The sequence below is a fragment of the Thiocapsa sp. genome (assembly GCF_018399035.1).
Taxonomy (GTDB): Bacteria; Pseudomonadota; Gammaproteobacteria; order Chromatiales; family Chromatiaceae; genus Thiocapsa.
This window is the reverse complement of sequence record NZ_CP073760.1, coordinates 2,993,512-3,015,068: the sequence shown is the minus strand read 5'-3', so window position 1 is coordinate 3,015,068 and position 21,557 is coordinate 2,993,512. Positions and strand designations below refer to the sequence as shown.

Here is a 21,557-nt window from a genome sequence, read left to right as displayed (position 1 = left end):
GACCGGATGTCGAGACGTAATGATAAGAATCTGTTGGTGGGCCTGGACATCGGGACCTCGAAGGTCGCCGCGCTGGTCGGCGAGCTCAAGGACGACAACCAGATCGAGATCATCGGCATCGGCACACACCCCTCGCGGGGTCTGAAGAAGGGCGTGGTGGTCGACATCGAGTCGACCGTCCAGTCGATTCAGCGTGCGGTCGAGGAGGCCGAGCTGATGGCCGGCTGCGAGATCCACTCGGTCCATGCCGGGATCGCCGGCAGCCATGTGCGCAGCCTCAACTCGCACGGCATCACGGCGATCAAGGAGGTCGAGGTCACCCAGGCCGATGTCGATCGGGTCATCGATGCGGCGCGCGCCGTGGCGATTCCCGCCGATCAGAAGATCCTGCATATCCTGCCGCAGGAATTCATCATCGACGACCAGGAGGGCATCCGCGAGCCGATCGGGATGTGCGGCGTGCGTCTCGAGGCCCGCGTGCACATGGTCACGGGTGCGGTGAGTGCCGCTCAGAACATCATCAAGTGCATTCGGCGCTGCGGGCTCGAGGTCGACGATCTGGTGCTCGCGCAGCTGAGCTCGAGCTACTCGGTGCTCGGCGACGACGAGAAGGAGCTCGGCGTCTGTGTCGTGGACATCGGCGGCGGCACGACGGACCTGGCCGTCTTCACCGACGGGGCGATTCGTCATACCGCGGTGATCCCGATCGCCGGCGATCAGGTCACCAACGACATCGCGGTGGCGTTGCGCACGCCGACCCAGCATGCCGAGCTGATCAAGGTCAAGCATGCCTGCGCCCTGGCGCAACTGGCGGCCAACAGCGAGTCCATCGAGGTGCCGAGCATCGGCGATCGCCCGCCGCGCAGGCTCTCGCGCCAGACCTTGGCCGAGGTGGTCGAGCCCCGCTACGAGGAGCTTCTGACCCTGCTGCACAACGAGCTGCGCCGCAGCGGTTTCGAGGACCTGGTCGCGGGCGGCGTGGTCCTGACCGGCGGCAGCTCGAAGATGGACGGTCTGATCGAGCTGGCCGAAGAGGTCTTTCACATGCCGGTGCGTCTCGGCGTCCCGCAGTACGTGATCGGGATGGACGAGGTGGTGAACAATCCGATCTATTCGACCGGCGTGGGTCTGCTGATGTACGCGCGTCAGCACCGTTTCTCGCGGCGTCCGGAGATCGGAGATTCCGCCGGGCTGCGTGGGGCTTGGTCGCGGATGCGCAGTTGGTTTCAGGGCAATTTCTAATGAAACCGCGTTCCGCGTGACCGGCGGTGCGAGCGTGTTTTGCGGGGCTTCGCCCCGTTCCGTGCACATCGTTGCCGACGCGGTTCAATGGGATGGGTATCTTTGTGGCGGGGCTTTGATCCTGCCGAAAACGCGTAGGGGATGGGGTGTTTCGTCAAACCCCGTCGGTCGGGGGGCCGCGGCCTGCGGTCTCGGGCTGCGACGCATCTCGCGTCGCGGCGGTGTCGGGGGGGCGTTCGCGCCGAGGCGCGCACGTACGAGGTTTCATAGGTCGTGCAACAAACGCATTCGAGAGGAGACAACAGCATGTTTGAGCTCATGGATACCCACAGTCAGAACGCCGTCATCAAGGTCGTAGGCGTCGGGGGCGGCGGCGGGAACGCGGTCAACCACATGGTCGCGGCGACCATCGAAGGGGTCGATTTCATCTGCGCCAACACCGACGCTCAGGCGCTGAAGAGCTCGCAGGTGAAGACCATCCTTCAGCTTGGTGCCGGCATTACCAAGGGTTTGGGTGCCGGTGCCGATCCGGAGGTCGGTCGCAACTCCGCGATGGAGGACCGCGATCGCATCCAAGAGGCACTGGAGGGTGCGGACATGGTCTTCATCACCGCCGGCATGGGCGGCGGGACCGGTACGGGTGCCGCGCCGATCGTCGCGCAGATTGCGAAGGAGCTCGGGATCTTGACGGTTGCGGTCGTGACCAAGCCGTTCCCGTTCGAGGGGACCAAGCGTCGCCGCATCGCCGAGGAAGGGATTGCGGAGTTGGCCAAGCACGTCGACTCCTTGATCACCATCCCCAACGAAAAACTGCTGGCGGTTCTGGGCAAGGACATGAGCCTGCTCGGTGCCTTCAGCGCCGCCAACGACGTGCTGTTGCATGCGACCCAAGGCATCGCCGAGCTGATCACCCGTCCGGGCTTGATCAACGTCGACTTCGCCGATGTGAAGACCGTCATGTCCGAGATGGGCGTGGCCATGATGGGTACGGGTGCCGCGCGCGGCGAGCATCGTGCCCGCGAGGCGGCCGAGGCCGCCATCCGCAGCCCACTGCTGGAGGATATCGACCTTGCCGGTGCGAAGGGCATCCTGGTCAACATCACCGCCGGACTGAGCCTGACCATCGGCGAGTTCGACGAGGTCGGCAACACGGTACGTGATTTCGCCGACGACGATGCGACGGTCGTGGTGGGTACCGTGATCGATCCGACGCTGGACGACGAGCTGCGGGTCACCGTCGTGGCGACCGGGCTGGGCGAGCGTCGCGTCATGCTCAAACGTCAGGTGGCACAAGAAACGGCCGCGATGCATCTGGTCAGCAGCACGGGCGGCAACGAGAGCGCGCCGAACTACAACGACCTGGGTCGGCCCGCGATCTATCGCCGGGGCGGCGCCGCCGCGGTGGCCGAAGCCGTGGTCGAGAGCGACCTCGATTATCTGGATATCCCGGCATTCCTGCGTCGCCAGGCCGATTGATCAGGGGTTTCCCTGTATCAAATAGTTCTTTTAAAACAGTCATCTCCAAAATGGTTCGTTGTTGATCTTGATAAACGTCGGGGAAAACCCTAAGCTTGTCGGCAAGTGGCTCGCGTGCGAGCCGCAAAACAACATGACGAATGGAAAACGATCGTGGCTCGGGCATGGATTTGCCGGGTCACGCTCGGTCGTCGATCAGCCGGCAACGGATGCCGACAGCCGCCATGGCTTGCGATGGGAGACCTCGACCGATGCTCAAGCAGCGTACCTTGAAGAATGTGATCCGGGCGACCGGCGTCGGCCTGCACACCGGCGAGAAGATCCCCTTGACCTTGCGGCCGGCGGCTCCCGATACGGGGATTATTTTCCGTCGGGTCGACTTGGACGTGCCCGTCGAGATCAAGGCGACACCCTTCAATGTCGGCGACACCCGGCTGTCGACGACCTTGGTGAAAGGGGATGTCCGCGTCTCGACGGTCGAGCACATCCTGTCGGCCTTTGCCGGACTCGGGATCGACAACGCCTATGTGGATGTCGGCGCCGCCGAGGTGCCGATCATGGACGGCAGCGCCGGGCCATTCGTATTCCTCGTTCAGTCGGCCGGCGTCGAGGAGCAGAACCGCGCCAAGCGTTTCATCCGGATCAAGCGGCCGGTCGAGGTCCGGGACGGCGACAAATACGCGCGCTTCACGCCCTACAACGGGTTCAAGGTGGAGTTTTCGATCGACTTCGATCATCCAGCATTTCATGCGCGCTCCAACCGTGCGATCGTCGACTTCTCGACCTCCTCGTTCGTCAAGGAGGTGAGCCGGGCGCGCACCTTCGGTTTCCTGCGCGAAATCGAGGCATTGCGTGCACAGAATCTGGCGCTCGGCGGCAGTCTCGACAATGCCGTGGTGGTCGACGAGTACCGTGTCCTCAACGACGAAGGCCTGCGTTACGAAGACGAGTTCGTGAAGCACAAGATCCTGGATGCGATCGGCGACCTCTATCTCTTGGGGCACACCCTGATCGGCTCCTTCCAGGCCCACAAGTCCGGGCACGCGCTCAACAACAACCTGCTGCGGGCCTTGGTGGCCGACGTCAGTGCCTGGGAAGAGGTGGTGTTCGAAGACTCCGCGGAGTCCCCGATCTGCTATGCGCACCCGGTGGCGCTGGCCTAGTCCGCCTTCGGAGCAGGCGTCTTCCCGGTGCCGGACGATTTCGGCGACTCATCCCTGTCGTCCCCGGCCGCCGTCACGGCGGCCGGGGCATGGTGGTTTGCGAAACGTCGAAAGACCGCGGCCAAGACCGGATCCGACATCCCGTCCGCTGCGCCGAGGAGATGGGCGCGTGTCTGTTGGCTCAGTCGCCCGCCGCCGCTCGGTTGTGCCTCGACCGTCCCCCGCGGTTTCGGCCCGAGGGCTTCCATTCCATCGCGCTCCGAGCGGACGCGGACCTGAGCAACCACCTTGGCGATGCCTTCGCGCTCGAGGGCTCGGGTCAGATCCTCGATCATGAAACGTGCGCGGGTGACCCACGCCGGCGAATCGAGAAAAAGCGTCAGGACCCCAGCGGTCAGCGCGGCGTCGCGACAGTGCGCACGCAGCGGGTCGGGCAACCGGCTCAAGACCATTCCGAGCAGCGCCAACTCCCGGTCGCGGTGCTCCAGATGCTTGCGAATCAAGCGGTTGGATTGAAGTAGCTGGCGGACATGGGCCAATCCGGGACGAAGCATCGAAGGTCTACCTCGGTATGCGCAAGGCCTGAGCAAACGGAGTCCCGATGTTTGCACGCGGCGAAAAACGAATCGACCTGAGGCGCGATTGTGGCGACAATCGTCCCATATGCCCAGTGCTCATCAGTTAGAGACCAAAGCAGAGTAAACAACGATGCACCACCTCGATCGACGAAAAACCGCTCGCGGACAGGCCGTTATAGCGCTCTTGGCCGTTGTCTTGTTTACCTTGGCCGGTGGAGGATTAGGATTCTGGGTCGGGCATTATCAAAATATGACGACACTTGTCGACAATCGTGCTCAGCCTACACGCGTTCCCCAGCCCTCGCCCGCAAGTCTGACCCCCGCACCCCCACCCGCTGCGACCGAAGATCTCGACGTGATCGCCTCGCGTGTCGGCGAGATGCAAGCCGAGCTTCTCAGGCTGAACGCACTCGGCGAACGTCTGGTGCAGATGTCCGGATTGAATCCCGAAGAGTTCGACTTCAGCGATCCGCCGCCGCGTGGCGGCGCCGAAGACGGTCCGGCGCGAGACTTTACGATTCGCGAGATCGCCAGCGAGCTCGGCAGCATGGTCAGCTTGGTGCAGGATCGCAAGCGTAAGCTCGAGGTCCTCGAAGATGTCATCATGGACAAGGATCTCACCGCGCAGGTGATGCCCTCCGGTTGGCCGGTCCGCTCCGGTTACATCACCTCGAGATTCGGATTTCGGGTCCATCCCATCAAGAAAAGGCGCCTCTTTCACGAGGGCGTCGACTTCGCAAGTCCACGCGGAACACCGATTGTCGCGGTCGCCGACGGCGTCGTGACCTTCAGCGGCCGCAAGGGCGGATACGGGCGGATGGTCGACATCCGGCATGTCAACGGGCTGGTCACCCGCTATGCCCACAACCAGGACAACCTGGTCAAAGAGGGCCAGATGGTCCGGCAGGGACAGAAGATCGCGACGGTCGGATCCTCCGGGACCGCGACCGGCCCGCATGTCCATTTCGAGGTTCTCAAGGACGGCAAGGCGGTCGATCCCTTCCGCTATATCGACCGTCAGCCTCGGCCCGTGCTGGCCGGCGCGTCGGAGGATCAACCCGGCTAAACCGCGCCCAGTGCGGTATGCGATGTTTTTGGATGGGATCGGCCCCGGCGGATTTCAGAACCGCTGGAGCCGGCGCGGTTTAAAGTATTAAAAAATATAAAATTTTAAACCGCGTCCCCCGCTAAGGGTCGTGGATTCACTAAACTTCGAACTCACTCGAAAGTGAGCATCTCGCTCTGGACGCGGTTTAGTGCTCGGGGTCCGCTGAATCCTACGGGGTGCGTGGATCCGGATGCGGTTTGCCCCGGCAATCGTCGACGACCCGCCTGTCCCGGCCGCAGGCGTACCTCCGTACCTCCGACGGCACCTGCGGTTGTCATTGAATTCCGGTATCATGCCGGGATTTTCCCGACAGGTCTCAAACGTATCCGATGGTCAAGCATCTGTTCAAGAAGGTCTTCGGCAGCCGGAATGACCGGCTCGTCAAGACATTGCTCAAGTCCGTCGCACGGATCAACGCCCTCGAGCCCGAGCTCGAGCCACTCTCCGATCAGGCCCTGGCCGCGAAGACGACTGAGTTTCGGGAGCGTCTTGCCGCGGGCGCCGATCTCGACAGCTTGATCCCCGAGGCATTCGCGGTCGTGCGCGAGGCATCCAAGCGAACGCTCGGTCTGCGCCACTTCGACGTGCAGATGGTCGGCGGCATGGTGCTCAACGACGGGAAGATCGCCGAGATGCGCACCGGCGAAGGCAAGACCCTGGTCGCGACCCTTTCGGCATACCTCAATGCGCTCCCCGGCAAAGGCGTTCACGTCGTCACCGTCAACGATTATCTGGCTCGGCGCGACGCCGCCTGGATGGGGCAGATCTACCATTTCCTCGGTCTGTCCACCGGCGTCATCAACTCCTCCGGCGGAACCGGTCCGGACTCGGCCTCTTTTCTGTTCGACCTGAGCTACGAGCCGCCGGTCGGCCAAGGTTACCGACACATGCGTCCGGTCTCCCGCAAGGAGACCTATGCCGCGGATATCACCTACGGGACCAACAACGAGTTCGGGTTCGATTATCTGCGCGACAACATGGCCTTCGTGGCCGAGCAGCGCGTGCAGCGCGACCCCTTCTACGCGATCGTCGACGAGGTCGACTCGATCCTCATCGACGAGGCGCGCACCCCGCTCATCATCTCGGGTCCCTCCGAAGGGAGCACGGATCTCTACAAGCAGGTCGACAAGATCATCCCGCGTCTGACCCGTCAGGCCCCCGTCACCAACGAAGAAGGCCAACCCGACTTCGGTCCCGGTGATTATTCGGTCGACGAGAAGGCGCGCCAGGTCTATCTGAGCGAGGAAGGCCACGAGCACGTCGAGCAGATGCTCGTCGAGATCGGTCTTCTCTCCGAGGAAGGCGGTCTCTACGATCCGGCCAACATCGTCCTGATGCACCACGTCTACGCGGCGTTGCGTGCGCACGCACTGTTTCAAAAGAACGTCGAATACATCGTGCGCGACGGCCAGATCATCATCGTCGACGAGTTCACCGGGCGCACCATGCCCGGCCGGCGCTGGTCGGAGGGTCTGCATCAGGCGGTCGAGGCCAAGGAAGGGGTCGCCATCCAGCCCGAAAACCAGACGATGGCCTCGATCACCTTCCAGAACCTCTTCCGGCTCTATCCCAAGCTCTCGGGCATGACCGGCACGGCGGATACCGAGGCCTACGAGTTCCAGCAGATCTACGGTCTGGAGGTCGTCGTCATCCCGACCAACCAGCCCATGGTCCGCGACGATCGGGGCGACCTCGTCTATCTGACCCAAGAGGAGAAGTACCAGGCCATCGTCGAGGACATCCGCGACTGCATCGCCCGTGGTCAGCCTGCCCTTGTGGGCACCGCCTCGATCGAGACCTCGGAGCTGATCGACCGGCTGCTCGTGGAGCAGAAGATCCCGCACGAGGTCCTGAACGCCAAGCAGCACGAGCGCGAGGCCGGAATCATCGCCCAGGCCGGCCGTCCCGGTGCCATCACCATCGCCACCAACATGGCCGGTCGCGGGACCGACATCGTGCTCGGCGGCAATCTGGAGTCCGAGCTCGAAGAGGCCGGTCCGGACGCGGATCGCGACGCCATTCGCGCCGCCTGGAAGGAGCGCCACGCCCAAGTCGTGGCCGCCGGCGGTCTGCATGTGGTGGGCACCGAACGGCACGAATCCCGTCGTATCGACAACCAGTTGCGCGGTCGCTCCGGCCGCCAGGGCGACCCGGGCTCCTCGCGCTTCTATCTGTCGCTCGAAGACAATTTGATGCGCATCTTCGCCTCCGACCGCGTCGGCAAGATGATGCAGAAGCTCGGCATGCAGAAGGGCGAGGCGATCGAGCACCCCTGGGTGACGAAGGCGATCGAAAACGCCCAGCGCAAGGTCGAGGGACGCAACTTCGACATCCGCAAGCAGCTGCTCGAGTACGACGACGTCGCCAACGATCAGCGCAAGGTCATCTATCGCCAGCGCCGCGAGCTGATGGACAGCGTGGATGTCTCCGAGACCGTCACCGCGATGCGCGACGATGCCCTGACGCGTCTGATCAACACCTATGTGCCTCCCGAAAGCCTCGAAGAGCAATGGGATGTCGACGGGCTCGGTGTTGCACTGAACGAGCATTTCGGCGGTGACTGGCCGATCCGTAAGTGGCTCGACGAGGACGACTCGCTCCACGAAGAGACGCTGCGCGCACGCATCCACGATACCCTGGGCGCGTCCTATGCCGAGCGCGAGCAGCTCGTCGGCTCGCCGACCATGCGCCAGATCGAGACGGCGGTCATGCTCCAGACCCTGGACACCCACTGGAAGGACCATCTCGCCGCGATGGACTATCTGCGCCAGGGGATCCATCTGCGCGGTTACGCGCAGAAGAACCCCAAGCAGGAGTACAAGCGCGAGGCCTTCGAGATGTTCTCCGCGATGCTCGACAGCATCAAGCATGACGTCGTCGCCACCCTCGCCAAGCTCCAGGTGCAGACGCAGCCGGGAGCTGCGGCCGAGCAAGCTGCGGGGCTCGGGGCAGCGCCGGTGCGAGAGCGCGAGTTCGAGTTCAAGCACGAGCGCTTCGAGGGTTTCGGGCAGGGTCCAGGGTCCGAGGATGATGCGCAGGCCGACGGTCGCGACCGGGCGAGTGCCCGCGGTGCGGAGGACGCGCATGCGCAACCCTACGTCCGCGGCGATCGCAAGGTCGGCCGCAACGAGCCCTGTCCTTGCGGCTCGGGCAAGAAGTACAAGCAATGCCACGGCAAGGCGAGCTGAGCGGCACGATGACGCCGTCCGAGCAGCCCCCGTCCGATCACGTCGAGTCGGACCAGACCGGGCTCCCCGTCGGGGGTGTGCGTCTGGCCACGGGGGCAGCCGGCATTCGTTATCAGGGGCGTGACGATCTGGTCATCCTGGAGCTCGCCCCCGGCAGCCGATGTGCGGCCGTCTTCACCCGCAACGCCTTCTGCGCCGCGCCCGTGCGGGTCGCCAAGACCCACTTGGGTCAGGCGATGCCGCGTTACCTGCTGATCAACGCGGGCAATGCCAACGCCGGCACAGGTCGGCGTGGCATGGCGGATGCCGAGTCGAGCTGTGCCGCACTCGCCGTTGTCGGCGACTGTGCCGCCGAGGAGGTCCTGCCCTTCTCGACCGGTGTGATCGGCGAGCACCTGCCGGTCGCTCGCATCGCTGCGGCATTGCCGGACCTGCTCGGTCGATTGGATGCCTCCGCATGGCCGGCCGCCGCGCGCGCCATCATGACGACGGATCGGGTGCCCAAGTTGGTCTCGCGCCGCTTCGAGATCGACGGGCGCATCGCCTCGATCACCGGGATGGCCAAAGGCGCCGGGATGATCTGTCCGAACATGGCGACCATGCTCGCCTTCATCGCGACCGATGCCGCCGTGGCGCCCGATCTGCTCCAAGCCTGCTTGGGCTCGGCGGTCGCCCGGTCGTTCAATGCCATCACGGTCGACGGCGACACCTCGACCAACGATGCCTGCGTGCTCGCTGCAACCGGGGCCTGCGGGAATCCCGAGATCCGCGACGGTGCGTCCCCGGGATACGCTGCACTCCAGTGCGCCGTCGATGCCGTCTGCGTCGAGCTGGCGACCGCCATCGTGCGCGACGCCGAGGGCGCGACCAAGCTGGTGACCGTGCAGGTCGAAGGCGCGGCCGATGTCGAGGAGGCCCGCGCGGTCGCCTACACCATCGCCCATTCGCCCCTGGTGAAGACGGCGCTCTTCGCGTCCGATCCCAATTGGGGTCGTATCCTGGCCGCCGTCGGGCGTGCGGGTCTTCTGGATCTCGATATCGATCGGATCCGAATCCACCTCGGCGAGGTCTTGATCGTCGATGCCGGCGGTCGCGCACCCGACTATACCGAGGAGGCGGGAGCCGCCGTCATGGCCGAGCCCGAGATCCTGATCCGCGTCTCGCTTGGTCGGGGTCCGGCCGAGGCACGGGTCTTGACCTGCGATCTCTCCTACGACTACGTCCGGATCAACGCCGAATACCGCAGTTGAGCGTCGAGCTGATTCATGTGATGGTCGGCGCGATTTCCGACCCGGCCGGACGCGTGCTGGTCACCAAACGCCCCGATCACGTCCATCAGGGCGGACTGTGGGAGTTTCCGGGCGGCAAGCTCGAGCCGGGCGAGTCGCCCGAGCAGGGCTTGGCGCGCGAGCTGGCCGAGGAGCTCGGCATCGAGGTCCGCGACAGCCGACCGCTGATCCGCATCCGACACCATTACGGCGACCGGCACGTCCTCCTCGATGTCCGATGCGTCCGCTCCTACGCCGGTATCCCGGTCGGTTTGGAAGGGCAGCCCCTCGCCTGGCAACGTCCCGAGGCCATGGATCCGGCCTGTTTTCCCGCGGCCGATCGCCCCATCATCACCGCCCTGCGCCTGCCCGGGCGGATGTTGATCACTGGGCCTGACCCGCTCCGCCCCGAGCTCTTTTTGGCGCGCCTGTCGCGCGCCGTCGCGAGCGGCATCAGGCTCGTCCAATTGCGTGCGCACGAGCTGGATCAGGCCGACTATCGGAATTTGGCACGAGACGCCTTCAGGCTCTGCGAGCAAAGCGGTGCACGTCTCCTCTTGAATCGCGACCCGGACGAGACGCTCGAGATGCCGCGTCACGGCCTGCATCTCCGAGGCCAGACCCTCGCAGGACTGAGCGGGCGTCCGGGTCGACCCGACGATCTGGTCGGCGCCTCCTGTCACGCCGCCGATGATCTCGTGCGCGCGGCGTGCCTCGGGCTCGACTACGCGCTGCTCTCGCCGGTCCAGCCGACCGCCTCGCATCCGGACGTCGAGCCGCTCGGCTGGCGCCACTTCGCCGAGCTTGCCGATGCTGCAACACTCCCGGTTTATGCGCTGGGCGGTTTGGCGGGTTCGGATCTGGAGGCCGCCCGCGAGCATGGTGCGCAGGGTGTGGCGGCGATTCGAGGCTTTTGGCCGATCGATTGATCGGTTTAACCCGGCGCATGCTCGCTCATGGGCGAATCCTCGTCGGGATCCTCCTCCGTTCCGGGGATCCGATGATTCTCGTCCAGCCACTCGCCCAGATCGACCAAACGGCAGCGCTTGCTGCAGAAGGGGCGCCATGGTGCATCCGGACCCCAAACGACAGACTTGCCGCAACGCGGACAGGAGACGATCGTGTGCAGGACGCGGTTCAAAAGACGCAGCAGGTCAGCTTGAAGGGGATGTTTTCCGGGATCTGAGACGGCCGCCCTTGCGGTCCGGACTGCATGAAGCGGATGCTGAAGCGGCTCTTGTGACCGCTGATCTCCGGATAGAGTGCCCCCGTCCCGTTGATGCCGACCCGCACCATCTGCGCAGGCGCCTGCACATCGAGCGCTTCCTGAAAGAAACCGCCCTCCGCGAGCACCTGGCGAGGTGATGCGCTGGTACGGGCGAGCGAGAGCACGAGACGGATCGCCCGCTCCACCGGTCGCAGATCCAGAAGCCAGTGGTCGAGCCGTGCCTGCCTGATCTCCGGTGCTTGGATCAGCCAGTGATGAAAATGCGGCAGATCGAAGCTGCAGGCCCCGCCCGGAATGCTGCTGCGCTGGGCGACGCTCTTGAGAAGATCGTCCTCGCGGGCGATCTGCCCGATGGGTCCGGACAGGCGATGGACGCCGCCGACGGCATCCGCAAGGTCGCCGAGCACCCGGTCCAAGGCCCGCGGATCGACCCCGGGCTGGTCCCCGAAACGCTTGAGCGTGGCGATGTTGCGCTCGAGCTCCTTGAGCAGCTCGGTCTTCACGTCCGCGCGTGCGGTCACCGCGGCAATGTCGAGCAAGGTCTCGACAGCGACCCGGGTCGCCCAGGCGTCGTACTGAGGCGCGAAATAGTTGAGACGCTCGAACAGATGCTCGATCCGCAGGAAGGTGCGGACGCGCTCGTTCAGCGGATGCTCGAAGGTCATCAGTGTCGACACAAAGGCGCCTCTGGGCTGCGCGCGACCCGGATCCGGTCATCTCGGCTCGGTCGGCGCGGCGGTCGTTCCAACGTCACGCACCCATCGAAGCGATGCGCGATACCATGGGGGGAATTCTCCCGTTTTCGCGAGGGGTTGTCACCTCCGCGCCAATCTTGTCCGGCGTGTTTGTCGATCCTGATCCGCGAGCCTACTTCGTACTCTCCTTGAAGTCCTCGGTCCCCTCCGAAACGGCCTTCTTGGCCTGCTGCCAGGTGTTTTTCGAGCCTTCCTTGATGTTGTTCCAGTTCGCTTTCGACTCTTGCTTGGTGCAAGCCGTCAAGGCCGCGAGGGCGACCATTAGGCAGATAATCGATGCCTTCGACATTCTTCCTTTCCGCATGCTTCCTCTCCCGTTGTTGTTGTGAAGCGCCGACACCGATCCGGGCCGGTAACCCTGGATCCGGCAGTTAACCGCCTCGTGCCACATGCAAGTGTCTGACGTCTTTGAGGATATTGGCCACATGACGCCTCACTCGCCGGGTGATGGCCGCTACGACCCCTGGAGCACGCCCCGCGCGGCGCCCGACTGCGTTGCAACGCGTTGTCGTAGAACTACTACGACGCCTCGTCGCTCCTTGCCGGACACCACGCGGGACGCACTCCGGGGGCCGTTCAACTGCCGGATCTTAGGGTAACGCGTCTCGGGCCAATCCTTCGGGACGGATCGCGGCGCCGGTGTCGCCCCGAAGCGCCTCGGGGTAGTCGCGATCGATGGACGCGAGACCCTGATGATACTTCCGGCCGGCGAGGGCGACCCTCACCATTTGATCGGGCGCGGCCAGATGGCGGTTGACCCGCATCGGCACCTTTTCCAGTGCGACATGGGCCTGCTCGGCGAACGAGCGCACAAACTCCCGAAGCGGCAGTGCGGTCGGGGTCAGGGGATGCATGCAGTCGTGCAGGTCATGCGGATTGTCGACCCAGATCCGCGGCTGCATGGCCTGATAGTCGGCGGTGCCGGGGGAGGGCGTGCAGACGGTGAAGCTGCACTGCACCGGCGGCAGTCGGCGGACATAGTCGCGCAGTCGCGCGAACTCGAGCGCCCCGTATTCGGGCTGCACCATGAAGGCGGCATGCACGGCCACGTCCATCGCGCGCAATTGCTCCAGGGCGCGCTCGTTGGCCGCGACCGTTCCGCCTTTGGCCGCGCGCTTGAGCTCCGCGTCGCTCGGGAATTCGAAGCCGAGAAAGGCCGCATCCAGGCCGATCTCGCGCCAGCGTCGCAACAGCTCCGGGGAGCGGTTGACGGTGGTGGCGCGGGTCCAGGCGAAGTAGCGCTTCTTCACGCCGCGTGCCTCCAAGGCGTCGGCAAGCGCCCAAGCGAACGGCTCGTCGATGAAGTTCTCGTCGTCGCAGAAATAGACGTGATTCACATCCAGGGAGGCGATCTCATCGACCACGGACTGCACCGGACGCGTTCGGTGGATGCCGCCGCACAGATGCGGCACGATGCAGAAGGAGCACGTCATGCGGCAGCCCCATGAGGTGCGAACCATCGCCACCCTCGGAAACAAGGGATGCCAGCGCGGCAGCTTCTCGCCGGTCCAGATGCTGCGGTAATGGCGAGTGTCCCAGAGGTCGCGTCTGGGCAGCGGCAGCATGGCGGGATCGGGAAACCGCGGCCAGAGCCGCTCTTCATCGTCGCACCAGGTGCGCTCCGGAAGCAGCACCTGCGGGATGCCTTCCAGCCCGCGACCGGCGGCGAGTGCACGGACGATCTGCGCGAAGGGTGCGCAACCCTCGCCGCGGACGACGGCATCGATCGCCTCGATCCGATAGTCTCGAGGGGCGACGGTCGCGTGATGGCCTCCGACGACGACGGTTGTTCCGGGTAACGCTCGGCGCACGCGGCGGGCGATCGCTTTGACGCTGGACGCCTCGTGGCTGTAGCCGGTGATGCCGACCAGGTCCGGGCGCAAGCGCCGCAGGCTGTCGAGCAGGGCGAGCTCGGGCCAAGCGGTCAGCCGCAGATCCAGGATCCGCGTGTCGTGCTCGGGACCGGCCGCGGCGGCCAGGTAGCCGAGCTCGAGGGGCTCCATGCGTTGGAACGCCTGAAGGCCGAGAACGGACCTCAGTCGGGCCTTGGGTTTGATCAGCAGAATGCGCATGCGGCTGGACCTCCTTTATGTCTAAACCGCGTCAGCTCCGACACGCGAGGATCCGGCCGAGGCAGCTCCATTCCAATATCGATGCATTTCGCTCCGGACGCGGTTTAGTGGAGCGCATTCGATGCTCGGGACCGGACGCGATGTCGCGTCTCAGGTCACCCGAGCGAGCATGCGGTGATTGCGGGTCAGGCGCGCCCATGCCTTCCCGGTGGCGAACCAGGCGACATAGAAGCCTTCCATAAGCCAGCGATGAAGGGACGACGGGCGCAGTGCGGTGGCGACATCCTCGGCTGCGCAGAGTCGGTGGCTCAGTCCGAGGCTGCTCGCCATTTGACCGACCCGCGCCAGGTGATAGCGATTGGAGATGAGTGTCAGCGGCTCGCGCGAGGCGTTCTCGGCCAACAGCTCGCGCACGTTGCGCAGATTCGTCAGGGTGTCGCGCGAGGTCTGCTCGAGCACGATACGCCATTGGTCGCTGCCGGGGATGTCGCGCAGCAACTGCGCGCCGGCCTCGGCCTCGGTGACGCGTGCCCCTCCTGTGCGGCCCCCGAGGATCAGGATCCGGTCGCTCGATCCGGTCGTGAGTCGTGCCGCCGTTTCGAGTCGTGCCCGATAGTCCCGGTCGGGCCGGTCGTCGACCAAGCGCTTGCCGAAGACCACCACCACGCCGGTCGGGCCCTCGGTCTTGGACCGAAGGCCGACCGCGAGCACCCGGGCGAGAGCGACCAGGAACGGAAGCCCCAAGGCCGCGACCCCGATCAGGCAGGTCAGCGCGAAGGTTCCGATCTCGTCCCGATCAAGCGTTCCGGGTGTGCTCACGGTGTCTTGACGGTCCAGACTACAGCATCGATAGGTTTGCTCGGATCTGGTTGTCGAGGTTCGCAATCCAGCTGTTGTAGTTGGAATGGATCGTCTGCTTCTCGTCGTTGTATTTGAGGTTCGTGCTGGAGCTGTAGCGAATACTGTAACTGGATGTGGAGAACGGGATCTCGACCTTCGCCATATGATCGCGCAGGACGATGGTCCCGACGATCATGCCCGGGCCGGTTTCCTGCATCGCCCATCCCAAGCTGTTGCCCGCGCCCTGGATCGCCTTGCTGACCTGGGGCAGGGTGGCGCCCGGCGGGATCGGACGCGCGTCGAGATCTCGGATCGGCGCGGTCCGACAGCCCCCGAGACCGATGACGCTCACGGTTATGACCAGCAGCATGAGCATTCGTAAGTTGAAGATCCCCCGAATCCCCCGAATCCCCCGGTGCAGTGGAGCTTGCTTGGGACCCTGCATGCCGAGTGCGATCTCGTTTTCCATCTGCTTTTCCCTATCGTCGTCGTGACCACCGCATCGACTGCGCCCTTCAGGCCGTCGGTCGGTGGGTTCTTGTTTCCACCGCCCAATAGCCTGACGGGTGGTGGTCCTTGTCTAGGTTGAATCCGCTCAGTCGATGTCCCGTAGCGCTGCGGCCCCGCCCTTCCCCGATCCGCTCGCGCGATCGAGCGAGCGCAACAAGCCCGTTGGATACAGGCCGCGACGCAGCAGCTTTGCGCCGACCAGCCGGATGATGCTCCAGGTGTCGCGCCAGGGCCGGTAATGGCTGAGACGCCGGTCCGGCAGGTAGCGGGTCAGGATGGGGACGCTGCGGATCTCGGCGCCCGCGGCGACGCCGTCGATCAGCAGCTCGGTCTCGAAGGCGAAGCCGGCGTTGCGGCGCGGTCGGGCGCTCAGGCGCGCGAGCACGGCGGCGGGATAGAGTCTGAACCCGGACTGGGTGTCGTCGATGCGACGCCCGCAGGCCCAGGAGATCCAAAAATCCGCCACCTCGTTGGCGAAGCGGCGCAACGGCGGTGCCGCCTCCCGGGCCTCGGTCCGTGCGGCGATGACGATCGCCTCGGGTGCGTGCATGGCGGCCCGCTCCAGGCGCGGGATGTCGCCCGCGCAGTGCTGGCCGTCGGCATCGATGGTGACGATGCGTTGACCGCCGCACGCGAGGGCGCGGGTGATGCCGCTGGCCAAGGCGAAGCCTTTGCCGCGATTGGTCGGGTGCCGAATCAGCTCCAGGCTCGACGCTGCGCCGTCCTGCGTTTCGAGGGCGTGAATCAGCGTCGCGGTGGCGTCCGTGGAGCCGTCGTCGACGACGATGATGCGATCGACGTCCTGCCGACGGACGGCGGTGACGACCTCGCGGATCGTCCGCGCCTCGTTGAATGCAGGGATGACAACGATGGTTCCTTTCATGTCATGGTGCCGTTCAGGTTGATGATCTGTCCCCGGCGCTCGCGAATCATCGGCAGGAGCAGGGGCTGGGTGACATTGTAGAAGCCGAGCAAGGCGACGTCGACGACGCGTGACCATTGGTCCGGCTTCATGCCGGCCAAGGGTGCGTCGTCGTGGAGTCCCGCATTGTTGACCAGCACCTGGATCGGTCCCTGCGCGAGGACCCCCTCGAGTGCGCCGCGGGCGGCGTCGCCGTCGCGCACGTCGAAGACGACCGCCTCGGCACGGCCGCCTGCCGCGCGTATCGCATCGCGGACGGCCTCGGCATGTTCCGGGTGGCTGTGTCCGTGCACGTAGACCATCAGCCCCTCGTGGGCCAAGCGCCGCGCGATGCAGGCACCGAGGGCGCCGCGTGCACCCGTGACCAGAGCGCGTCTCATGCGGCCTCTCCGGCGACGCTCATCAGGGTGATACGCCCGCGCACGCAGATGAGTTCGTCCGCGCTCAGCTCGAAGCGGTAGACGGCATTGACCCCGGCGCGTGCTTCGAGCCACGCCGTGACCTGGAGCGGCGCGGGCAGTCGGTCGAGTCGCGCGACGCGCATGTCCAAGTCGCGCACGGCCCCGAGGAGTAGGGGCGCGTCGCCGTCGAGGACATCGGACAGGACGCCGTGTGCCGCCGCCGCTTGTGCGCCATATTCCACGCCGTGCACCGCGGAGAGGATGCCGTCGCGACGCAGCGGATTATACGGGTCGCGGTGGGAGGCCGTCGCGCAGCGGATGGAGTCTCGGTCGCGCTTCAGGACCTCCTCCAACAGGCACATGGCACCGGTATGAGGGAGTTTGGCGTAGACCTCTTCGAGCAGGGTCATGCGCATGGCTCCAGACGGACTTCGAGCTGAAGCCCCGGCCAGTAGGGCAATCGGATCACCGCCGGTCGAGCGGCGGCGATGGCCGCGAGCAGCGGCAGTGCGCGAGCGGCGGGGTTGGTCCGGCGCATGGCCTCCAGAGCGGTATCCTGCATCGGCGTGAATGGCTGCTCGTCTTCGCTCAGGATCAAGTCGAGTGTGGTTCGGTCCTCGTCCGGTGACGCCGGTGCGAGCCGGAAGGCGCAGGCGAAGGCGTTGTCGAAGGGCCGATGTGGATGCAGCAGCTCGGGTGCCGGCACCTCGAAGGCGACCAAGAGCACCGACCCCGCGAAGCAGGCAACCTGCGTGGCAGCCTCGAGCAGACCCGCCGCGAAGGTGCCGTCGCCGGCGGCGAGACTGGTGGACGGCCCCCGGCAGCCCTCGGCGATCGACCAATAGCCGGCAACCGCGTTGTGCACCGAGTTCTGGAATACCGTCGGCGACGGCGGGACCCGGTGCCCGTAGATGTCCCGGCACATGGAGTCGATCAGACCCATGTCCCCGTCGGCGGAGGCGAAGATGGTGGCGAGCGTGGCCCTGTCATCGTCGTCGCTCCCGTTCGGTTGCCCGGCGGTCGCTTGTCGGGCCGCATCCAGGGCGAGTCGAGTCGCCAGTGTCGCGCGGCGCCGCTCGTTTGGATTCAGTCCGATCGGCGCCGTGACCCTCAGCGTGTCGGCGACATAGGGCCGATCGCCCGCAAGCACGGGGTGGGCGCCGGTCCAGTCGGCGAGTCCGGGTCCGACGATTCCGATCCCGGTCACCGTCAGGCGCATGGGTTCCGTCCGAAGACGAGTGCGCAGTTGTTGCCGGCGAAACCGAAGGCGTTGCTCAGCACCCGAGCGATCGGTCGCGCCTCGCTGTCGCGGATGAGTCGTGTCGAGAGATCGGGGTCGAAGGTCGTCGTATTGAGGGTGCCCGGGATCAGCCCCTCCCGAAGACAGATCAGCGAAATCACCGCCTCGACCGCCCCGGACGCGCCCAGGGTATGACCGGTCCAGCCCTTGGTGGCGCTGGCGATCGCGGTGTCGCCGAACACCCTTGCGACGGCCCGGTCTTCGGACAGGTCGTTGGCCGCTGTCCCGGTGCCGTGCAGGTTGATGTAATCGATCGCGTCGGCGCTGATGCCTGCGGAGTCAAGCGCAGCGCGCATCGCCGACACGGCGCCGTCGCCCTGCGGGTGAGGCGAGGTGATGTGGTAGGCGTCGGTGCTCTCGCCGTAACCGCGCAGGGACAGGCCGTCGTCGTCCGCGTCGCCGTCTCGCTCCAGCAGCGCAAAGGCCGCGCCCTCGCCGATGCTGATGCCGGTGCGTCCCTGTCCCCAGGGTGTGCAAGGTGTGGGCGAGAGCAGGCCAAGTGCGTGAAAACCCAAGAGCGTGGTCGCGCACAGTGTATCGACGCCGCCGACGACGGCCGCATCGCAGAGTCCGGCCGACAAGGCCCGCTGCGCCGCCGCAAAGGTCTTGGCGCCGGAAGAGCAGGCCGTTGAGATCACCATGGAGGGTCCGTTCAGACCGAGCCGACGCCGACAGTAGTCCGCTAGCGAGACATAGGCGTGGGTCGTGTCGAAGCGCAGATCATCGCCGAGACCGGGCGTCTTCTCCTCGAAGTGGCGTCGGTAACACTGCTCGGTGTGGCGGATGCCGGACGTGCTGGTGCCGAGGAAGAGGCCGATCCGGCTCGGGCCGTGGCACTCGCGAGCCGCTTCGACCTGCTCGGCGAAGCCGTCGCCGCCGAGCGCCAACTCGGCGAGACGGTTGTTGCGGCATTCAAACTCGGCGAGCCGAGCCGGCAGACGCACCGCATCCAGGCCGTCGACGACACCCGCCCATGACGGCACGGGCGCCTCCTCGGGCGTCCAGAGACGCAGGCCGGGCCGCATCTCGGTCAGGGCTTGCAGGTGAGGTCGGCAGCCGTGCCCCAACGCGGTGGTCAGCGTGTAGGCACGGATCCTGGCGGGCGTGATCGGCATGGCTGTTCGGCGGCTGCGTTCCCTGACGGTGAAAAACCCTGTTTTGCCGAGTTTAACCAACGGGCTCGGCCCTCGCCAGCAGCAGCGACAGGACGTAGGCACAGAGAATGCCCAGGGTGACGGTGAGACCGATCGACTGCAACGCGGGGATCGCGGACAGCGCGAGAAAACCGAACATGGCGAAGCTCGAGCCGGCGCCGACACTGACCGAGAGCAGCGTGCGCAGCCGATCCGCATCGTCGGCGGCCGGGCGATTCAGAAAGAGGCTGTAGTCGACGGCGAGCCCGGCGACCAAGAGCAGCGAGACCAGATGGAAGAGGTTGACCGAGCCTTGGATCAGGATCACCAGCGTGAAGGTCCAGACGAGTGCGATAACGATCGGGAGCAGCACCAGACCGATTCGCGCGAGGCTGCGCAGCGCGAGGGCCAAAGCGAGCGCGATAACGAGGGCGGCAATCAAGAACTTGTCCAATGCCTCGGCGAAGAATCCGGCCAGCAGATCGGCAGTGCCCTGTCGCAGGTTAAGATATTTGATCCCGCGGCGCTCGGCCAACGCATCGAGAGGACCGACGGCCTCGTCGGCGACGCCGGACAAGGGCACCAGGCCGAGCCAGGCGTCGCCGAGCGGCTGGAGCAGCATCGAGACGCGGGTTCCGATGAGCCCGTCGGCGATATCGGCCGTTGTCAGGGGCTCGAGATCACGCGAGGCATCCACGTCCTCGACGAAGGGCGCGAGCCGTTCCAGGCGAAAGGGCAGCTCGGCGTTGGCGGCCGCCAAGCGCACGGTCAGCTCGGCAGGGTCCGGGAGTTCGGCGCGACGCGTCGCTTGGGTCTGCGGGCTCGGCAGCCAGCGCGCGACGTTGTCGAACGCGTCGATGAGCCCTTGCGCTTGGAGGGCGTCCAAATCGGGAAGCACCGCCTCCAGGCGCGCGAGCACGGCCGCTTCATCATCCGCCACGACATAGAGCAGGCGCGAGACGTCAGGGGCGCCGAGCTGGGCCCGAATCAGGCTGTCCTTCTCGATCTCGGCCTGCGGCACCGTGCTCAGGCGGCGGATGTCGGTTTCCCATGGGTTGCCGCCGATCGACAGGACCAGCCCGAGTCCGGCAAGGCCGAGCAGCAACAGCCCGAGACCGGCACGCGGCGACCAATGCGGTCGGCGCGCCTGAAACGCGGCCAGCCAGCGGCGCTCGGGCAGCCGATAGCCGACAGGCATGAGCGCCGGCAGCAGGTACCGGGAGGTCAGTGCCGCCGTGATCAGGCCCGCCGCGGCGAGCACGCCGAGCTGCGACAGGCCCTCGAAGCTGGTCCAAGCCAAGGCCGCGTAGCCGAGCACCGTCGTCGCCATGCCGAGCAGCAGCGTGCGCCAGACCGGCTTGGTCTGCCCGGGATCGGCTCCGGCGGCGTGGGCGTAGACGTGCACCGGATAGTCGAGCGCAACCCCGAGCAGGGTGACACCCAAGGCCAGGGTCATGCCGTGCACCGAGCCGAACAGCCAGGACACCAGCGCGGCCCCGACCATAATCCCGCTCAGGAGCGGCAGCATGCCGAGCAGCACCAGCGCCGCGGAGCGAAAGGCCATGGCCAGGATCCCCGCGGTGGCGATGCCGGCCGCAATGCTCAGCACCCGTGTCTCGGTCTTGATGCGTTGCTCCGAGCCGACCGCAAAATAGCCGGGGCCGGCGAGCTCCAAGGTCAGATCGGCGCTTTCGGGCAGGTGATCGAAGACATCCCGGATCTGCTCGACCGCGCGGCGTTGCGCGGCGAGATCCGACGCCTGCGCGTGCGTGACCACGACCATCAGTGCGTAGTCGCCATCGGGGCTGAACCAGACCCCATGCCGGCGATTCGGTGTGCGTTGCGGGATCAGCGCGCGCAGCAGTTGGCGATAGCAGGCGGTGGGATCCGCGCCGAAGCGTTCTTTGTCGAGCATGGCCGCGCCCGAGGCCAGCTCCGCGAGGCGCTCTTCGAGTGCGGCACGCAGCGCGGGCTCGGTGAGTGCATCGATACAGGCGCCCGGCGGGCCGATCAGATAGCGGTAGCGGAAGATGTCCGGGTCCGTCTCGCGCATCGCGAGATCGAGCTCGCCGTTGGCGATCTGCGCGAATCCCTCGTCGTTGCGCAGACCCGCGGCCAGTGCACGGCTCGCGTCGGCCAGCGCCTCGGCCGGCCGCGCCCCGCCGATGCGCAGCAGCAGGGTGCGCGCGGCGACGCCGCCGCGCACCTGCGAGAGCAGCACCGCGTCTTGCTGGGACACGCCGCGCGGCAGGAACTGAGACAGATCGGTGCTCGGGCGCAAGTTGAAACCGTTCCAGAGGGCGAGCAGCCCCAGCACGACGAGCCAGGCCGCGAGCAGGATGGAGCGCCGCGCAGGTGTGGGCAGCCGCATCG

The 21,557-nt window shown here is 65.9% G+C and carries 20 protein-coding genes; 7 read left to right on the top strand and 13 right to left on the bottom strand.

What is annotated here, in order from left to right; genetic code table 11:
• Positions 1 to 6 precede the first annotated feature (6 nt).
• From ftsA to lpxC, 3 genes are all read left to right on the top strand, one after another.
• Positions 7 to 1,242 carry a cell division protein FtsA gene (gene ftsA / locus KFB96_RS13675; protein WP_120796032.1) on the top strand — a complete coding sequence of 412 codons (1,236 nt, stop codon included), beginning with the start codon at positions 7 to 9 and terminating at the stop codon, positions 1,240 to 1,242.
• A 306-nt stretch (positions 1,243 to 1,548) separates the two neighbouring features.
• Complete coding sequence (ftsZ, locus tag KFB96_RS13670) at positions 1,549 to 2,718, top strand: cell division protein FtsZ (RefSeq protein WP_213457912.1); 1,170 nt, start codon at positions 1,549 to 1,551, stop codon at positions 2,716 to 2,718.
• A gap of 251 nt (positions 2,719 to 2,969) precedes the next feature.
• Positions 2,970 to 3,881 carry a UDP-3-O-acyl-N-acetylglucosamine deacetylase gene (lpxC, locus tag KFB96_RS13665; RefSeq protein ID WP_213457913.1) on the top strand — a complete coding sequence of 304 codons (912 nt, stop codon included), beginning with the start codon at positions 2,970 to 2,972 and terminating at the stop codon, positions 3,879 to 3,881.
• Here lpxC and KFB96_RS13660 read toward each other — a convergent pair.
• The gene (locus KFB96_RS13660; protein WP_213457914.1) at positions 3,878 to 4,435 is read right to left on the bottom strand and encodes a DciA family protein; all 558 of its coding nucleotides are present in this window, start codon (positions 4,433 to 4,435) and stop codon (positions 3,878 to 3,880) included. The two genes, lpxC and KFB96_RS13660, sit on opposite strands and share 4 nt — an antisense overlap.
• A gap of 274 nt (positions 4,436 to 4,709) precedes the next feature.
• Here KFB96_RS13660 and KFB96_RS13655 point away from each other — a divergent pair, with 274 nt between their 5' ends.
• The 4 genes from KFB96_RS13655 to KFB96_RS13640 all read left to right on the top strand — a co-directional run bounded on the left by KFB96_RS13655 (position 4,710) and on the right by KFB96_RS13640 (position 10,952).
• Complete coding sequence (locus KFB96_RS13655; protein ID WP_366931481.1) at positions 4,710 to 5,525, top strand: M23 family metallopeptidase; 816 nt, start codon at positions 4,710 to 4,712, stop codon at positions 5,523 to 5,525.
• Between the two features lie 371 nt (positions 5,526 to 5,896).
• On the top strand, positions 5,897 to 8,755 hold the full coding sequence (gene secA / locus KFB96_RS13650) for a preprotein translocase subunit SecA (RefSeq protein WP_213457916.1): 2,859 nt from the start codon (positions 5,897 to 5,899) through the stop codon (positions 8,753 to 8,755).
• Positions 8,756 to 8,763: 8 nt separating this feature from the next.
• On the top strand, positions 8,764 to 10,005 hold the full coding sequence (argJ, locus tag KFB96_RS13645) for a bifunctional glutamate N-acetyltransferase/amino-acid acetyltransferase ArgJ (RefSeq protein WP_213458238.1): 1,242 nt from the start codon (positions 8,764 to 8,766) through the stop codon (positions 10,003 to 10,005).
• The gene (locus KFB96_RS13640) at positions 10,002 to 10,952 is read left to right on the top strand and encodes a Nudix family hydrolase (RefSeq protein ID WP_213457917.1); all 951 of its coding nucleotides are present in this window, start codon (positions 10,002 to 10,004) and stop codon (positions 10,950 to 10,952) included. The genes argJ and KFB96_RS13640 overlap by 4 nt, the downstream gene beginning before the upstream one ends.
• 5 nt (positions 10,953 to 10,957) lie before the next feature.
• Here KFB96_RS13640 and yacG read toward each other — a convergent pair whose 3' ends face one another.
• The 12 genes from yacG to KFB96_RS13580 form a co-directional block, all read right to left on the bottom strand.
• Positions 10,958 to 11,152: a DNA gyrase inhibitor YacG gene (gene yacG, locus KFB96_RS13635; RefSeq protein WP_213458239.1), complete on the bottom strand. Its 195-nt coding sequence runs from the start codon at positions 11,150 to 11,152 to the stop codon at positions 10,958 to 10,960.
• Positions 11,153 to 11,160: 8 nt separating this feature from the next.
• Positions 11,161 to 11,928 carry a cell division protein ZapD gene (gene zapD / locus KFB96_RS13630; protein ID WP_213457918.1) on the bottom strand — a complete coding sequence of 256 codons (768 nt, stop codon included), beginning with the start codon at positions 11,926 to 11,928 and terminating at the stop codon, positions 11,161 to 11,163.
• Between the two features lie 190 nt (positions 11,929 to 12,118).
• On the bottom strand, positions 12,119 to 12,295 hold the full coding sequence (locus KFB96_RS13625) for a hypothetical protein (protein WP_213457919.1): 177 nt from the start codon (positions 12,293 to 12,295) through the stop codon (positions 12,119 to 12,121).
• A gap of 301 nt (positions 12,296 to 12,596) precedes the next feature.
• Positions 12,597 to 14,078, bottom strand: coding sequence for a radical SAM protein (locus tag KFB96_RS13620; RefSeq protein ID WP_213457920.1), 1,482 nt, complete (start codon positions 14,076 to 14,078; stop codon positions 12,597 to 12,599).
• A 150-nt stretch (positions 14,079 to 14,228) separates the two neighbouring features.
• Positions 14,229 to 14,897: a YdcF family protein gene (locus KFB96_RS13615; protein ID WP_213457921.1), complete on the bottom strand. Its 669-nt coding sequence runs from the start codon at positions 14,895 to 14,897 to the stop codon at positions 14,229 to 14,231.
• Between the two features lie 19 nt (positions 14,898 to 14,916).
• On the bottom strand, positions 14,917 to 15,294 hold the full coding sequence (locus tag KFB96_RS13610; protein WP_213465117.1) for a hypothetical protein: 378 nt from the start codon (positions 15,292 to 15,294) through the stop codon (positions 14,917 to 14,919).
• 219 nt (positions 15,295 to 15,513) lie between these two features.
• On the bottom strand, positions 15,514 to 16,311 hold the full coding sequence (locus KFB96_RS13605; RefSeq protein ID WP_213457922.1) for a glycosyltransferase family 2 protein: 798 nt from the start codon (positions 16,309 to 16,311) through the stop codon (positions 15,514 to 15,516).
• Positions 16,308 to 16,730: an SDR family NAD(P)-dependent oxidoreductase gene (locus KFB96_RS13600; protein ID WP_213457923.1), complete on the bottom strand. Its 423-nt coding sequence runs from the start codon at positions 16,728 to 16,730 to the stop codon at positions 16,308 to 16,310. Before KFB96_RS13600 ends, KFB96_RS13605 begins: the two co-directional genes overlap by 4 nt.
• Positions 16,727 to 17,161, bottom strand: coding sequence for a hypothetical protein (locus KFB96_RS13595; protein WP_213457924.1), 435 nt, complete (start codon positions 17,159 to 17,161; stop codon positions 16,727 to 16,729). The genes KFB96_RS13600 and KFB96_RS13595 overlap by 4 nt, the downstream gene beginning before the upstream one ends.
• A complete protein-coding gene (locus KFB96_RS13590; protein ID WP_213457925.1) occupies positions 17,158 to 17,970 on the bottom strand; it encodes a beta-ketoacyl synthase chain length factor in 813 nt (270 codons plus the stop codon). Before KFB96_RS13590 ends, KFB96_RS13595 begins: the two co-directional genes overlap by 4 nt.
• Positions 17,961 to 19,160, bottom strand: a complete 1,200-nt coding sequence (locus tag KFB96_RS13585) for a beta-ketoacyl-ACP synthase (RefSeq protein WP_213458241.1) — start codon at positions 19,158 to 19,160, stop codon at positions 17,961 to 17,963. Before KFB96_RS13585 ends, KFB96_RS13590 begins: the two co-directional genes overlap by 10 nt.
• Before the next feature lie 58 nt (positions 19,161 to 19,218).
• Positions 19,219 to 21,555: an MMPL family transporter gene (locus tag KFB96_RS13580; RefSeq protein ID WP_213457926.1), complete on the bottom strand. Its 2,337-nt coding sequence runs from the start codon at positions 21,553 to 21,555 to the stop codon at positions 19,219 to 19,221.
• Positions 21,556 to 21,557: the final 2 nt, after the last annotated feature.